Consider the following 14,711-nt stretch of genomic DNA (forward strand, 5'->3'; position numbering starts at 1 on the left):
GTAACAGAGGTCGTGAAGCACGTCGGATGACACCGTAGAATTGGCGTCCAGACGCAATTGCGAAGGACTCGAGCTGAGGAATGGATTGGATTACCGAACAGTTGGAGTTTTCACCGAAGGCCGGTGACGTGATTCATGACTATTGCAGTGCTGAAACCTTCCTTTCCATCCTCACTCACCGCACCATTCGCTTGTCCGACATTCAGTGCATGAATGATCGTGGTGAGCGGATCTGGGGAAGAGAGATCATCGGGCAGGTGGCGCTGGCGGTGTCCGCCGGCAAGGCCTACGCGGCCGATTTCGTCCGAGGTCTCGCAGCTGCGATCGATTTCTGGCAGATCAATTCCATTGCCGCCGCCGCCTGCTTCTCTCTACATCCGGATTCACTCGGTCAGTGGCGAGGTTACGCGGAGGATGGAAGCGGATTCTCGATTGGATTCGACGCATGCGCAATGACGGCTGTTGACCGTCTAAGTTCAGTGCATTGCGTCTACGATCCCGAGGATATTCGGAAGAAGATCGAGTTCAGTGTCAACGCGATCTATCAGCGCTTTGCAGGCAACCTTGCAAGGAGTGGCTGCCAATGGGCTGACGGAACGGAGGTTCTTGATCTCGGTTCTGAGGTGAAGGAATCCGCCGGAGCTTACGCAACGCCGTGGCACGATAGAGACACGATGTTTCTATGCGTAAGCCTGACCCGAGCATTGGAATCCTTCAAACATCCGGCTTTCGAGCAGGAGGGCGAAATCCGACTTACCCACATCGTACATCGCGTTGAATCGGGAGCGGGGTTCCGCCTGGAGTCTGCCAACAAGAAGATGACCGAGCCAAGAATTCAGTTCCGGCTCCGGAACGGGGTACCTGCGCCATTCCTTGATTTTCCGCTACCCGGCAATGACGAGCGTGGGCACCCGATAAGAGACGTCATTCTCGGCCCAAAGAACCCTGCCTCGCCCGAGCAGATTTCGGTCATGCTGGAAACAATGCGCTTCCCGGACGTCCGGGTACGTCGATCCAGTGCGCCGTACTGCTAGGTCGAACGGTGCCGTGCCGGTAGAGCGCGCCGGTGCGGGCGCGCGCTTAGGAGAACATCACCCGGGCTTGCGTGCACGCGGCCGACGCGGCTTGCCAGGTGAGGGCCTGGGGCCCTCCTTTCCGCCCAGCAGGCCGCCCTGCTGCAGGTGTTCCATCCAGGCCAGCGCGTCGACGTAGGCCATGAAGTGGCGCAGATAGCCGGGGGCCAATTCGCCCATGCGGGTCATCGCGCGGTGAATGAGCACGGCCGAGTTCAGCGGTCCGCCGTCGCCCGGTCCCTGCGCCAGCGACTGCCGGACCTGGCTGCGCGTGCGCACCGCCGTCCACAGGGCCTGGAACTCGGCAACGGCCGGCATCGCCGGAAAGGCCGTGGGTGTTGATGATGGAGCTGCGGACAGCCGATCGGCGCCCGGGGCGCCGGCGGCCTGCGCCCGCAGCGCCCCGCGCAGGGCGTGCAGCGCGGCCTGGCCAGGCCGTGTGCCGGGGGCCGTAGCAGGGGCGGCAGGTACTGGGATGGTCAGCGCCTGCGCATACGCGGCAACGCGGGTGGCCAGCGTCTGCTCCAGCTGCGCGCGCGCCGCGCCGTCATGGTCCTGCGCACGCTCTGCCAGCGACTGCATCGCCTGCAGCCGCCACGGCGTGTGGCCGGCGGCGGGCTGCGCCAGCCACTCGGCCAGTTGCGCGCGTGGATCGGTCCGATCAGTGCGCATCGCGCGGTGCCGACGGGCGGGGCATCGGGGCGATCTCCACCCGGCGATTGCGCGCGCGGCCTTCCTCGTCGGCGTTGGAGCCCACCGGCTGCTCCGCGCCGAATGCCGCCGCGAAGACCGCATTGGCCGGCACGCCCTCGGCAATCAACGCGCGTGTCACGGTCAACGCACGTTCGGCCGACAGCGCCCAGTTGTCGGCGAACTGGCGGTTGCCTTCGCGCACCTGGCGGTCGTCGGTGAAGCCGCTCACCATCAGGATCTCCTCGCGCGAGGCGAGGTAGCCGGCCAGCGGCGCCGCCAGGCTGTGCAGCAGTTCGCGGCCTTCAGGCTGCAACTGGTCGGAGTTCAACGCGAACAGCACGCTGCCGCGGATGCCGATGCGACCATCCACCAGCGTGACGCGGCCAGCCGCCAACGGCACCGCCAGTGCCTGTTCCAGGCTCTGGCGACGCTGGGCCTCGGCCTGGCGTTGTTTGACCTCCTGGTCCAGCCGGTCGGACAGCTCCACCTGCAGCACCACCACGCCGACCAGAATCAGCACGAATGCGCCCAGCAGCACCGACATCAGGTCGCCGAAGGCGGCCCAGATCGGCGCACCGGACTCGCCGTCGGACTCGATCTCTCCGCTCATGCGGTTTCCGTTTCCGCGGCGGTGCCGCGACCGGCGAGGGCCTGCAGCTCCTCGATGATCTGCTTCTGGGAAAGCACGCTGAGATCGATCACTTCACGCGCCTGCGCCACGTAGTAGGCCAACTGGTCGTCGCTGCGCGCCAGCGTGGTCTCCAGCGCGCCGGCGATCTGCTCCAGGCGTTCGCCCAGGCCCTGGCTGGAACTGCCGAAGGTATGCATCGCCGCACCGAACGCATCGGCCAGGCTGGCCACGTCCACGGCACTGCCGGCGACCTGTGCCGCCACCGCGTCGAGTTTGCCGGTTTCGGCGGCGATGTGGTCGGTGAAACGGCTGCCCACGCGTTCCATCAGCTCGGCGGAGGTGCTGACCAGCGCATCGACCGCGCCACGCTGCTCTGTGGACGCGTGGTTGACGGCATCGAGCAGCGTCCCCAGCGTGGCCAGCAGATGGCTGCGTTCCTCCAGCATCGCGGTGTCGTGGACCATGCTGTCGGAGAGCTTCTGACGCAGTTCGGCCACCACGTCGGCCGCCGCCTTCGGCGCTTCCGACGCGGCCTGCACGAGGCGCGAGATTTCGCTGATGGTGTCGCTGGCGTGCGCCTGGGCCTGCGCGGTGATGCGCTCGGCGGTGACGGCCAGGGTGTCGCAGATCGCCTGCTGGCGCTGCGCGATCTGATCCCCGGTACGCTCCCAGCGGTCGCCCAGGCGGGCCGACAGCGTGTCGAAGGCGGCAGTCCAGGTGGTCAGGCGCAGCGCGTCGCGCGACTCCAGCGCTGCCTGCAGGCCGGCGTGGGACTGCTGCATCGCCTCGATCAACGACAGGCTGCGCGCCTCCAGCGCGTCCGCAGCGGCGGCCAGCGCCTGCTGGTTGCGCTCCACCAGTGCCGCGTTGACGCTGTCCTGGCGCGCCAGTGCGTCCTGCCAGGCAGTGGCGGCGCCGGCAGCACCCGCGTCCAGTCGCAGTGCAAGCGCATCCAGCAGGTCGGTCGCACGTTGATCGTGGCGCTCGCCGAACCGGGCCAGTGCCGTGGCGAGCTGGGAGAGCAACGCGGCCTGGGTCTGCGACTGTGCGTCCAGACCGGCCTGCCAGGTGTCGGCCGAGGCCTGCAGGCGCGTGGACACCGCATCGAGCAGCGCGACGCTGCGGGCGTCGTCACGCGTTGCCGCTGCGGCGAGGTCGGCGCGCAGGGCGCTGGCCAGTGCCGCGCCGGCGTCCTGCTGTTCGCTGGCAAGCGCGTGCTGCGCTGCCTGCTGGGCGGCTACGCCGCGTTCCCACTGCTGCACCGTGTCCTGCAGGCGGGCGGACACCGACTCCACCAGCGTGCCGATCCGGCCATCGTGGTGCTCGGCGAAGGCGCCCAAGGCGTCACGCAGATCGCTGGCCAAGGCCGACTGGGCGTCACGTTGCGCGCCGAGCGCAGTGCGCCACTGGTCCGCCGCCTCTGTGCGGCTGGCCTCGAAACCTGCGCTGAGGCCATCCAGTTGACGTTGCACGGCGTCGCGCACCGCTGTCTGCAGCGCCGTGTTCTCGCGGACGATGCCGGTGAGCGTGCCTTCCAGCAGCGGCTGCAGCACATCGCCGATGGCCCGGGCGCTGTCGGCGACGCCGGTCTGCAGCGTGGCCTGTACCGCGTCGGCGAAGCGGGCGTGGTCGGCGTCCATGCGGGCATGGAAGGCCTCCTGGCTGGCGAGCAGCCGCTCGCTCGCCGCCGTACTGCTCTGTTCAATGGCCTGCGTCATCGCCTGCAGGCGCTCGACCAGGGTGGGCAGCACGCCGGCCTGCTGCTCCAGCAGGCGCAGGGTTTCGCTGCGCTGGTGCGCCTGCGAATGCACGTGCAGCGTAGTCGCGATCTGGCCATCGAGCCCCTGCACGGCGAGCAGACGCTCGCGTCGGCACAGCGCGGACAGCAGGCCGAGCATGGCCGAGGTGGCCACGCCGGCGATCGACGTGCCGAATGCAACGGCCAGCCCCTCCGCCGGTGCGCCAAGCGACCCGCGGATGGCCTGCAGGTCGGTGGCGTGGGCCAGCGCCAGGCCGGTGCCACGCAGGGTGGCCATCATGCCCACCAGCGTGCCGAGCATGCCGAGCAGCACCAGCAGGCCGACCAGGTACGGGGTGAGCGTGGGTGCCGGCAGCGCGATGCGCTCGCCTTCCACCCGCAGACGGACCGCATGGCGCAGGGCCGGCGGCACGCGCTGCAGCCAGCCGGCCAGGCCCTCGTTGGCCGCCGACACGTCACGCACGGCCGCCTCCAGCGCCCGCGTGCCCTGCCGGTAGCGGTACAGTTCCACACCGCCGGCGAGATAACACGCGCCGATCAACAGGGCGACCGCCGCACCGACCGGGTTGGAACCGACATAGCCGGCGCCGATCCAGCAGACCGCAGTCAGGCCGAGGAGGAAGACAACAACGTAGAGGCTGTTCTTGAACATGGGGTCCCAGTTATCGGGGCCGAAGCGCTGCAAGCAGGCCTTCGATCGGTTGGAAACGAACGTCCAGCTCGGCCATCGCGACGTTCTGCATATCGATGCGGAACGCGGTGCGCCAGGTGGAAACGAGGGGTGGGGCAGTGGCCGGTTCCGCCGTCGGCGCAGGCTCGGCCGCGTCCTGCAGACGCTGGAAGTGCGCAGCGAGCAGGTCGGGGATGCCGGCCAGCAGGGCGTTCTCGCGCGGGCTCAGGGTCTGTTCCATGACCGCGTCGATCTCCGCCAGCCGCGCCAGCGCCGGCGACCGTGCCGCAAGCATGTCGCGCAGGCGGCCACGCAGCCGCCCGGTCGCGGCCATCATCGCCCGCTGCTGGGCCTGGTAGCGCCGGCTGAACACGGCCGCGTCCGCGCCTTCGGCCACCGCGCGCTCCGTCTCGGCGTCCTGCTGCAGCGAGGCCATCAACGTCGCGCGGACACGGACGCACGCCGCGTCCTCGGCGGCGTCGAACACCGAGGCAGGCGCGGGGGCAGGGGGCAGGCGGCCGTCGAGCGCGCGCGACAACGCCACCGCCCGGGTCCAGTCCACCCATTGGCTCAGGCGGTCGGACAGGTCGGGGCTGGACAGCGCGATCCCGCCGTCCATGAGCCCGGACAGCAGGCGGATGAAGGCCGGGCCCGCTACAGGCGTCCGGTGCGGCGTAATGGGCATGATCCCGCGTAAAAACGGCGAATTTTACACGTGATCGGCAGGGGGCGCCGGTTTCGGGCGTTCAGCCGGCAGCGCTGGGTGCGGCCTTGCGCCGCAGGGGCCGGCGGCGCATCGCGTATCATCGGCCCTCGTTTTTCCTGTGCCTCCGGTCGCCGCTCCTGGCCATGTCGTCTTCACCGTCCACCCCGAACCCGGCCGCCGCCGATGATGGCGATGCGCTGCGGTTCTGCAGCACCTGCGCCTTCTCCGACGCCTGTGCGTCGCAGGGCTACGACAAGAGCGCGCTCTCCGAGCTGCATGTGCTGGTGGACCATGTGGGCCCGTTCCATGCCGGCGAGCCGGTGTTCCGCGCAGGGGAACCGTTCGACGCCATCGCCGCGGTCCGTGCCGGCATGGTCAAGACCACCGTCATTGACAGCCAGGGCCACGAGCAGGTGCTGGGGTTCAGCCTGCCGGGCGAGGTGATCGGCCTCAATGCCATTCATGACGGGCGCTATCCCTGCGATGCGGTAGCACTGGACACCGTCTACCTGTGCCGGTTCTCGTTTCCGCGCATGAGCCTGCTGGCGACCCGCATGCCCGGCCTGCAGGCGCGGCTGTTCAGCCTGCTCAGCGCCGAAATCGGCAAGGTGGCGATGCTGGCGGCCAATCACCGCACCGACGCGCGGGTGGCGGCGTTCCTGCTGGACCTGTCCGGCCGCTATGCGCGTCGGGGTTTCTCGGCCACCCGCTTCACGCTGATGATGGCTCGTACCGACATCGCCAACTACCTGCGCATGGCGCCGGAGACCACCACACGTGTGCTGCGGCGCCTGCAGGACGATGGTCTGATCGAAATCCGGCAGCGCGACGTGCTGCTGCGGCGGCCGGATCGACTTGCCGCGCTGGTGGCGTCGGCCGACGCCGGATGAGCCTGGGTTACCGCCGGGGTCAGTACAGCTCGCAGTGCAGCCGCCCCTGCGCGGCCAGCGCCTCCCAGCCGTGCGGCGACCCGGTAGCCGCCACGACGCCGTCGATGGCGCCGCGTACTGCTGCCTCAAGGTGCCGGCGGTTGCCGCACAGATACAGGTGGGCGCCCCGGTCGAGCCATGCAGCGATGGGCGCAGCGTGGTCGCCGATCGCATCCTGCACGTAGTACTTGGCCTGCCCGTCACGGGAGAACGCGGTCAACAGCGCCGTCAGGTGTCCGGCCTGCTGCCAGGCCAGCAACTGCGCGCGGTACAGGAAATCATCCGCGCGGCGCTTCTCGCCGAACACCAGGCAGATCTCGCGCCGCCGGTCGCCGGCCGCCATCTCCTGGACCAGGCCCATCAACGGCGCGATGCCCGTACCGGTACCGATCAGCAGCAGCGGGCACTCCGGGTCATCGGGCAGGCGGAAACCGGGATTGGCGCGGCAGTAGACCCGAACCGAACCGGTGCCCTGCAGCAGCGTTCCGGTGCCGGCCCCGCGCCGTTCGCGGCCACGCCGGGTGTAACGGACCTCGCGTACACACAGCGCGACCTGTGCCTGCCCACCGGCCGAAGCGATGGAGTACGCGCGGGGCAGACAGGGCGACAGCAGGGCCGCAAGCCGCTGCAGCGGAACGGTGTCCGGATGGGCGTGGTCCTGCAGGATATCCAGCAGGTCATGTCCGTGCAGGTAGGCCTCCAGCGCGGCACGCTGGCTGCTCTTGAGCAGCTGCCTGAGCGGCTCGCTGCCGCCCAGCCGGGCGATCTCGCGCAGCACGGCGCGTCCGGGCAACCGCATTTCACGGTCGGCCAGGACGAGAGCCGCCCGGGAGTCGCGGTACCACGCCGCCAGCGCCTGCAACAGCGCCGGGTCGTTGTCGGGGATCACATGCAGCGTGTCGCCTGCCTGATGGACGATGCCGCTGCCGGTGAGGTCCAGGGTGATGTGCCACGCCGCGGGATCGGACCGGCTCAGGCGTTCGCGCGCCACGATCGGGGCGTTGAACGCATGGTCCTGTCCGTACGCCGTCACCTGCAGGCAGAGATCCTGCGCCGCCGTGCCGTTGCCGGCCAGCACCTCTCCCAGTGCCGGGGCCCAGCGGTCAAAAAACGCCGGATAGCATGCATCGGCGTCCACCCGCTGCAGCAGGGGAAGGGCGTTGCGCTTGCCCAGCAACGCATCGAGCGCCTTGCTGAAACCGCAGAAGCGCGGGTAGCCGGTGTCGCCCAGCCCGAACACGGCATAGCGCAGACCCTGCAGGCTGTGCGCCTGGCGCAGTGCCGCGACGAAGCGCTCGCCGTTGGCCGGCGGCTCTCCATCGCCGAATGAACTGGCTACAGCCACCAGCACATCGCCCTGGCCAAGCTGCGCCACGTCGATATCATTCAGCGCCAGCACCTCGGGCGAGTGGCCGTGCAGTGCAGGGTGGTCCGCCAGGCGCCGGGCCAAAGCACGCGCCGTCCCCGACTCGGAGCCGTAGCCGAGCAGAACGCGCTGGATCGGCGCCATCGCGTTCATGCAGCGGCGTAGGCGTCGTCGAACTTCTCCTTGCTGAACTCGACGGCGTCGAAATCAGCCATGAGATCGTTCACCACGCGCCGGATGCTGATGTAGGCGGTGATGTTCCCTTCCGGGTCGAACAGCGGCTGCACGGTCGTATCGACGACATAGAGGACGCCGCCCTTGCCCAGATTCGGCACGATGCCGGTCCAGATGCCGCCGGCCTTGATGGTGTCCCACATGTCCTTGTAGACGGCCTTGGGCACGTCGGGGTGCCGCACGATGCTGTGCGGCTGCCCGATCAGTTCTTCGCGCCGGAAGCCGGTGAGCGTGCAGAACAGGTCGTTGGCGTAGGTGATGGTGCCCTGCAGGTCGGTGGTGGAGATCACCATGACATTGTCGAGGGCCTGCAGCAGCTGGGTGGAGTCGGGACGGTAGTGCATGACGGGTTCCTGTTGCGGGTGTCGTTGGGGCCGCGCGGCCGGCGATCGGTGCGGCGACGTCGTGTCCTGCATAGAAATACGGCAGCGCCAGGACGCCCGCGTTGACATTGGTCAAGCGACTGCCGCATGGGTGTGCGACATGGCGTCGCAGGGCAGCGGAACGGCAGTGTCGAGCCGCGCTGGATGGCTGCACCGCAGGTTGCAACACACGGTCGTACGCACTGTCTGCCGCTCGCGTACATCTTCGTCTGCACCGCCGCCTGCGGCCTGGAGGAGACGACATGGAGGACGAGGTCACCGCGGCCGTGCATCGCGCGTATCGCGCCGGACTGCCGCTCGAGGAGCAGATGCGGGCATTGGTCGGCGAGCTGGCGCTGCACGTGCGGGCGGTGGAGGCAACCGTGATTGTTCCGGCCGCGCACCCGGTGCATCTGCGTGCCGCGTCGCCTCGCCTGCGGGCGGGCGCGACCGTGCAGCGCTGCTTCCCGCTCGCCTATGCGGGTGTCCCGCTGGGCGAGTTTCGGCTGGGCTGGACGGGCGCGGCGCCCGGCCCCGACGTCCTGCGCTTCTGCGTGCTGTTCGCCCATCGCTGCGCGCTGCTGGTCAAACGCCATGAGCTGCAGGCGTGGGCCGTGTCGCGGTTGTCGCGACCGTTGCTGCTGGTCGGCGTCTGCGCGGCGCGCACCCGTCTTGATGCCTTCGTGGAGAAGGCCGCCTGCAGCCGCCTGCCGGTGATCCTGCACGGTGAATTCGGCACTGACACTGCCGAACTGGCCGCGGCGATCCATGCAGCCGGGCCCTGCCACGATGCGCCTTTCGTGGAGATCCAGTGCGCCGATCCGTCCGGCGTGCCGGCGCAGTGGTTCGAACAGGCACAGGACGGCAGCCTGTTCCTCAACGGTGTCGACGCGCTGCCGCTGGCCGTGCAGGTGCAGTTGCCGCACCGCATCCATTGCCTGCAGAGCCAGCGCCTGCAGGGACCTGCCGGCAGGCGGTGCCGGGTTATCGCCTCGTGCAGCAGCGACCTGTCGCAGCGCGTGCGGGAGGGAAGGTTCTCGCAGACCCTGTTGGCCGAACTGAACTTTCTGGTGGCTGACGTGCCGCCCCTGCGCGAGCGACCGGGCGAACTGGATGGCCTGGTGCACATGCTGCTCGCCCGGCATGGCTTCGATCCTGCGGCGCTGGTCACCGACGCACTGCTCGCCACGCTGCGCGGGCACACCTGGCCGGAAAACCTCTTCGAGCTGGAACGGGTGGTGGTTCGCCGGGCCGCGCTGGGCGAGGGGGAGCCGCTGCGCGGCAGTGGGCCGCCCGCACCCCCTGCTGATGCCGTCGCCGGTTTCGTGACGCCGCGCCTGGGGCGCCCGGCCGCCCATTGGGCCGGCATCGCACTGCAGGGCGATGCGGCGGCGTTGTACCCGCTGCACGATGCCGTGCGGCGTGCCGTGCTGTTTCTCGGCGAACACCATGCCGAGCCGCTGTCGTTGGGGCTGCTCGCCCGCGAGGTGCACGTCAGTCCGTCGCACCTGGGCTACCTGCTGCGCACCGAGCTGGGCACCTCGTTCAAACCGCTGCTGCAATGCCTGCGCATCGAGCAGGCCAAGCGACTGCTGTGCGAGCAGCCGCGTCTGCGCATCACCGAGATCGCACAGCGTGTGGGCTTTGGCGACCTCAGCCACTTCGAGCGCAGCTTCCGCCGCCAGGTCGGCGCCTGCCCCCGCGCGTACCGACGCGGTGGGCAGGCGTGACGGTGAATCAGTCGACGACGAGAAGACTGCGGATCGCGTCGTGCTGACGGCTCAACGCGGTTCGCACCAGATAGTCTTCGATCAGCGCTGCAGCGGCTTTGCGCTGCGCGTCCATGTCAAGCAACGAGGCATATTCAATGCCAGCGTGATCAGGATCCCGCTGGAACGGCGCCTGCAACGCGGAGGCACTGGTCAGCGTAAGGAACGTGGTCGCTTTGTGCCCGTCGAACACCACGAAGGTGCACTCATAGCTGGGTCCACCCGGTCGCGGCGTGTTGTGGGATTGCCACTCAACCTTGATTCCCTTTCCCGGCACGTCATCCTGGCTCGACTTGCGCTTGGATGCGCCCAACGCCCGTGCGAACTCCGCGGTATCGAATCCAATGATGTCTTCGTAACTGGCCCGAATCACGGCGGCAGCATCGATTCCGCAAAAACCGATTCGATCGATGGCCAGATACGGATTCTCAGCCAATGCCCTGAACATCGCCAGGTCGTCACTGTATGCAACGGAGAGCAGTACAGTGTCACCAAATGTCCGCCTCATCGTTTCCAGCGTCCTCCGCAGGCGTTGCCGGCCCTGGGTGATGCGCTCGGCCGACGCCGTGCTGACATGTCCCTTCCAGAAGTTCCCGTCGCTCGCGGCGGTACGCTGGGCGATGGAATCCATCAGCGCCTTGCACATGTCTTCAGCGCTGTCGCCTTCGGCGGCAACGGTATCACCTGCCATCGCGTTCACCGTGTCGCGGAAGCCAGCCTGGCGCTCAGGCGTTGTATAGCTCTGGTATATCTGCCCGATGCGCTGGAGGCGTTTTGGCAGCTTGTCCGCATGGTGTGAGGATTTGTCTGCCACCTCACAGATCATGGTCAGGTTCTCGCGCAGGTGGTAGTCCAGGTCCGGCAGGGGCAACGTGACGCCCATATCGGTGCCCGGGACGATCCTGAGTCGATTGCGCTCCAGGTCGGACCAGGTGGCCACCGCTTCGATGGTGTCCCGGCGGGGCAGGGTGACGTCGATCAGCTCCATCAGGATGGGACGCGAGCTCAGGTTCGGGTCCGGCCCTGCGCCTGCGCCGTTCTGACGCTCGCCGTGCCAGGTGTATCCCAGGCGGTGAAGCGCAAACGGTTTGATTCCGTCGTTGAGAAGGATGCCGGGCAGGAGCGTGGGCGAAGGGATCGTTTCGTCGCTGAGCTGGCGCCGGTCATCGGTCCACAGCCCGAGACGATCGCGATCGAAGACCCGTCTCAACGTTTGCGGTGAATCACAGGCAAGCGTGTAGTTGACGGTCGCGTCGGCGGGCAGGGCTTCAGTGACGGGACGCAGTGGCGATACATCCTGTGGCCGCGCATTGATCGCGGTTGCAACCTTGAGCCCTGCAGTCCGCAGTGCATCGATCAGGATGTCTTCGATGTCACCGTACAGGCTGTTCTGGATTGTCGCAGGCAACCACGGATCGATGATGGCCTGGGTGTCCCAGTCCGACTTTCCCACGCCGAAAAGATCATGGTCACCGCGCGATATCGCCATGATCGCATCGAACGCATTGCCGCCCTTGATGTAGAACCGTACGGCGCGGGGCGCTTTCCGCAGGGGGAACTTTTCGCGCACGGATGCGTCGAGCTGATCGATCCTGTCGGCGATCTCGGCGAGCGATTCCACCAGTGCTTTGCGGATGCCGGGATGGTTGGCCGCGTTGTTGATCAGTGCGGTGAGGCGACGACTGAACTCGCGACGCACCTCGCGCTGGGCGCTTGTCTCTTTCATTGGGGATCCTCCTTGCCCGACGCCGCCCCCATCGCCTGGTCGGCCTCGCGGATGGCGGCCTCCATCGCGGCGTCGGCGGCGCTGTCGGCCTGCTGCATCGCGCGGGTGGCGGCGTCCATCGCCTGCACCATTGCATCCGTCGCGCCAGGCAGGCCCTGCATCGCCCTCTGCACAGCGGCATCGCTCTCGGCCATCGCCTTGTCCACCAGGGTCTGGGCCATCAGCAGGGTGTCCTGCATCAGCGCAGGGCCGCTGGGGGGCGCAGGCGTGGTTGGCGCACCTGGCGCCGGGGTAGGGGTGTCGTCGACCATGTTCGGTTCTCCTTGGCGGCGGGATGCGGAGCGAAAGGAACGGGCAGGTGATGCCGGCGTGGCGGCCTGCAGGGTGGCCAACGCGTCGCGCAGCGCCTGTTCGGCATCGGCCAGCGCACGGCTGGCGCCATCCACTGCAGCGCGCCGCCCCTGTTGCACGGCCTCCTGGGCGGCGGCCGTTGCGGTGGCCAGCCGCTCGGCCTGTGCGTCGCGCGCGACGGCGCTCATGCGGGGGGTGCCTCGGGCGCGACACCTGCGGTGGGCGCGGGGCCGAAGAACTGCAGCGAAACCACACCGTGGTCCACCTGCAGCACGGCGCGCACGCCATCGGCATCGATCTGGAACGTGCCGCGGCGTCCGTCCTGCGCGAGGCGGCCCTGGGTGGGGCGATGCGCGGTGAGGAAGGCCCGCGCGCGGTCCAGGTACGCGGTGGCTGCAGCCGCAGCCACCGGGGGATCGGCAAGGTCGCCGGACGTGTTCGCCGCCACCTGCTGTGCGGCCAGGGAAATGCGGTCGAAGCCCACGGGGCGATCCTGCAGCCAGGTGGCCAGGCTGGCCGCCACCTCGGCCGGAGACGGCAGGCCATCCACCTGCGGGCAGTCCAGCGCGCCGAGCAGCGCCGGCAGCAGCGCCTGCATCGTCGCCGTGGCGGCCTGTTCGCGCCCCTCCGGCGTGGAGGCCGACGATGCGCAGCGCGCATACAGGCGCAGGTAATCGCCGAATTCCACCGGCGTGCGTGCCTGCGCCGCCGCAAAGGCGCCGGCCTCCTTGATCACATCCAGCGGGATCCCCAGCGTCGGGCAGGCGATGACGGTCTCCGCCAGCGCCAGCGATTCACCGAAGTCCATGCACTGGAACAGCGGCGATGTCTCCAGCTGGAACTCGCGCAGCCCCAGCGTGCCGGTCATCAGATAGGCCATGTCGGCCAGGTAGTGATCGGTGCGGATACGGTGGATCTGCGCGTCCAGCACGTCGTCGTGCTCCCCGGCCTCATAGCGCGCCAACAGGTCCAGATCGTTTGGCCCCAGGGTCATCAGCTTGACCGGGCTGATCCGGGTCATCAGCCGCGGCAACAGGGTGAGCGGCGAGGCGTGCAGGCCGCTCTGGACGGTCTCCAGCAACAGCGTTTCATCGGCGAACGCATAGCGGCGGCTGGTCGATGCAAGCGCCCACGCCAGCCATTCGGGACCGCCGTCGATGAAGCGCAGCACCTGCTGGCAGCGTGGCGAGAGCTGTGCGGGGTCGGTAATGGTGCGGCCTGCCAGTGTCACGGTCATGGCGGTTCTCCTGGGACTCAGCCGGCCGGGAAATCTTTGAGCACGGTCGCGGCGGCGGTGCCGACGCGCGCGAAGTCGTCGGTGGCGCCCTGCATCAGCGACTGGGCCTGGGTCAGCGCCTTGGCGTACTTGTCTTCCCCGGTGGCCAGGTACTGCGCCATTGCGACGCCGGCCGCCGTGGTGGCGATGGTGGAGACATTGCGCAGCGCATCGGCTGCATCCTGCACGGCGATGGCCGCCGACTGCGCCACCGACTGGTACGCCTTGCCAGCGCCACTGGTGAGCACCACCTGTGGACTCATGGTGGCGAGCTGCACCTGGTTGATGACATCGATGACCTGGGCATTGACCTTGGTCGGGTCCATGAGAGTTCCTTGCTGGCGTCAGGAGGACGGGGTGTCGTTCGGATCGGACGCCGGCGCGGCAGGTGCCGGCGGAGGCGACGGCGGCGGCGGCGAAGGCGGAGTGGCTGCGGCCGAGAGGTCGTGCAGGGTCTGCAGGTCTGCCTGCGCGGCGCTCGCGTTGGCGCTGCTCCCGGTGGCCTGCGCCTTGAGTGCGCCGATGGCGGCCTTGCCTTCCGCCGTGGCGGCGGCGATCACGGCGGCCGGCGGTGGCGGGATCGGCGGCGGGCCCGGCAGCGCAGCCACATTCGGCGGCGGCGGCGGTACGGGCGGCGGCGGTACGGGCGGCGGCGGTGGCGGCGGCACCGGGAACGGCGCGGAGATCATCTTGGCGCAGGCGGCGGTGATCGCCGCCGCGCTGATCATGCTCGCGCTCTGCTGGCGGTTGACCGCGTTGTGCATCGCATTGCCAAGTGTTTCCAGCAGTACGATGTCGAGCATCGCATGCGCCTGGCCGGGCGCCTGGCCGGCCGCGAGCGTCACGATGCCATTGACCGTATCGACGATCTGGCTGTTCATGGTTCCTGGGTCGCTCATGTCGACGTCGCTCCTTTCTGGATGATCATGGCAAGGGTCTGTGCGAGTGCGGCACCGGCCATGACCTGTCCGCGTTGCTGGTTGGCGATGGCGTTCTGCATGGCCAGGCCGAGCGAATCGGCCATCGTCAGGTAGGTCGCCACCATCGCGAAGGCGGGCGCCTGGCCAAGGGCCATCGCCGACCCTGCGTCGGTGATATCGACCAGGGCGGCGATGGCGGGGACGTCGGCCATGCCGTACGTTCCAGACCGGGATGGTCCGGCACGT

15 protein-coding genes are annotated in these 14,711 nt (G+C 68.6%); 3 read left to right on the forward strand and 12 right to left on the reverse strand.

Features of this window, described 5'->3' with window-relative positions; genetic code table 11:
• The first annotated feature begins 80 nt into the window (after positions 1–80).
• A complete protein-coding gene (locus GDJ08_RS00500) occupies positions 81–1,034 on the forward strand; it encodes a DUF2971 domain-containing protein (RefSeq protein WP_153164051.1) in 954 nt (317 codons plus the stop codon).
• Positions 1,035–1,091: 57 nt separating this feature from the next.
• Here GDJ08_RS00500 and GDJ08_RS00505 read toward each other — a convergent pair whose 3' ends face one another.
• Genes GDJ08_RS00505 through GDJ08_RS00520 form a run of 4 tightly spaced genes read right to left on the reverse strand, consistent with a single transcriptional unit; the run spans position 1,092 to position 5,511 of the window.
• Positions 1,092–1,745, reverse strand: a complete 654-nt coding sequence (locus GDJ08_RS00505) for a DUF2894 domain-containing protein (RefSeq protein ID WP_153164052.1) — start codon at positions 1,743–1,745, stop codon at positions 1,092–1,094.
• Entirely contained in the window at positions 1,735–2,376 is a 642-nt protein-coding gene (locus GDJ08_RS00510; protein WP_153164053.1) for an OmpA family protein, read from the reverse strand. The genes GDJ08_RS00505 and GDJ08_RS00510 overlap by 11 nt, the downstream gene beginning before the upstream one ends.
• Positions 2,373–4,808: a DUF802 domain-containing protein gene (locus GDJ08_RS00515; protein ID WP_153164054.1), complete on the reverse strand. Its 2,436-nt coding sequence runs from the start codon at positions 4,806–4,808 to the stop codon at positions 2,373–2,375. The genes GDJ08_RS00510 and GDJ08_RS00515 overlap by 4 nt, the downstream gene beginning before the upstream one ends.
• 10 nt (positions 4,809–4,818) lie before the next feature.
• Positions 4,819–5,511: a DUF3348 domain-containing protein gene (locus GDJ08_RS00520; RefSeq protein WP_136004835.1), complete on the reverse strand. Its 693-nt coding sequence runs from the start codon at positions 5,509–5,511 to the stop codon at positions 4,819–4,821.
• Positions 5,512–5,675: 164 nt separating this feature from the next.
• On the opposite strand from GDJ08_RS00520, the gene GDJ08_RS00525 reads away from it, so the two are divergent.
• Positions 5,676–6,422 carry a helix-turn-helix domain-containing protein gene (locus GDJ08_RS00525; RefSeq protein ID WP_136004834.1) on the forward strand — a complete coding sequence of 249 codons (747 nt, stop codon included), beginning with the start codon at positions 5,676–5,678 and terminating at the stop codon, positions 6,420–6,422.
• A gap of 19 nt (positions 6,423–6,441) precedes the next feature.
• On the opposite strand, the gene GDJ08_RS00530 is transcribed toward GDJ08_RS00525, so the two are convergent.
• Together GDJ08_RS00530 and GDJ08_RS00535 are read right to left on the reverse strand one after the other, a co-directional pair.
• Complete coding sequence (locus GDJ08_RS00530) at positions 6,442–7,971, reverse strand: flavodoxin domain-containing protein (RefSeq protein ID WP_229296407.1); 1,530 nt, start codon at positions 7,969–7,971, stop codon at positions 6,442–6,444.
• A 5-nt stretch (positions 7,972–7,976) separates the two neighbouring features.
• Positions 7,977–8,405, reverse strand: a complete 429-nt coding sequence (locus tag GDJ08_RS00535) for a PAS domain-containing protein (protein WP_136004830.1) — start codon at positions 8,403–8,405, stop codon at positions 7,977–7,979.
• Between the two features lie 281 nt (positions 8,406–8,686).
• Here GDJ08_RS00535 and GDJ08_RS00540 point away from each other — a divergent pair, with 281 nt between their 5' ends.
• Positions 8,687–10,153 carry a helix-turn-helix domain-containing protein gene (locus GDJ08_RS00540; RefSeq protein WP_153164056.1) on the forward strand — a complete coding sequence of 489 codons (1,467 nt, stop codon included), beginning with the start codon at positions 8,687–8,689 and terminating at the stop codon, positions 10,151–10,153.
• 7 nt (positions 10,154–10,160) lie between these two features.
• On the opposite strand, the gene GDJ08_RS00545 is transcribed toward GDJ08_RS00540, so the two are convergent.
• The 6 genes from GDJ08_RS00545 to GDJ08_RS00570 are packed head-to-tail and all read right to left on the reverse strand — an operon-like array spanning position 10,161 to position 14,677.
• Positions 10,161–11,918 carry a hypothetical protein gene (locus GDJ08_RS00545; RefSeq protein WP_017356495.1) on the reverse strand — a complete coding sequence of 586 codons (1,758 nt, stop codon included), beginning with the start codon at positions 11,916–11,918 and terminating at the stop codon, positions 10,161–10,163.
• Complete coding sequence (locus GDJ08_RS00550; RefSeq protein ID WP_153164057.1) at positions 11,915–12,457, reverse strand: hypothetical protein; 543 nt, start codon at positions 12,455–12,457, stop codon at positions 11,915–11,917. Before GDJ08_RS00550 ends, GDJ08_RS00545 begins: the two co-directional genes overlap by 4 nt.
• Positions 12,454–13,506 carry a hypothetical protein gene (locus GDJ08_RS00555; RefSeq protein ID WP_153164058.1) on the reverse strand — a complete coding sequence of 351 codons (1,053 nt, stop codon included), beginning with the start codon at positions 13,504–13,506 and terminating at the stop codon, positions 12,454–12,456. Before GDJ08_RS00555 ends, GDJ08_RS00550 begins: the two co-directional genes overlap by 4 nt.
• 17 nt (positions 13,507–13,523) lie before the next feature.
• Positions 13,524–13,871, reverse strand: a complete 348-nt coding sequence (locus GDJ08_RS00560; RefSeq protein WP_136004821.1) for a hypothetical protein — start codon at positions 13,869–13,871, stop codon at positions 13,524–13,526.
• An 18-nt stretch (positions 13,872–13,889) separates the two neighbouring features.
• Entirely contained in the window at positions 13,890–14,444 is a 555-nt protein-coding gene (locus GDJ08_RS00565; protein WP_153164059.1) for a RebB family R body protein, read from the reverse strand.
• Complete coding sequence (locus tag GDJ08_RS00570; protein WP_017357379.1) at positions 14,441–14,677, reverse strand: RebB family R body protein; 237 nt, start codon at positions 14,675–14,677, stop codon at positions 14,441–14,443. Before GDJ08_RS00570 ends, GDJ08_RS00565 begins: the two co-directional genes overlap by 4 nt.
• Positions 14,678–14,711: the final 34 nt, after the last annotated feature.

The sequence above is a fragment of the Stenotrophomonas nematodicola genome (genome assembly GCF_009467805.1).
GTDB classification, from domain to species: domain Bacteria; phylum Pseudomonadota; class Gammaproteobacteria; order Xanthomonadales; family Xanthomonadaceae; genus Stenotrophomonas; species Stenotrophomonas nematodicola.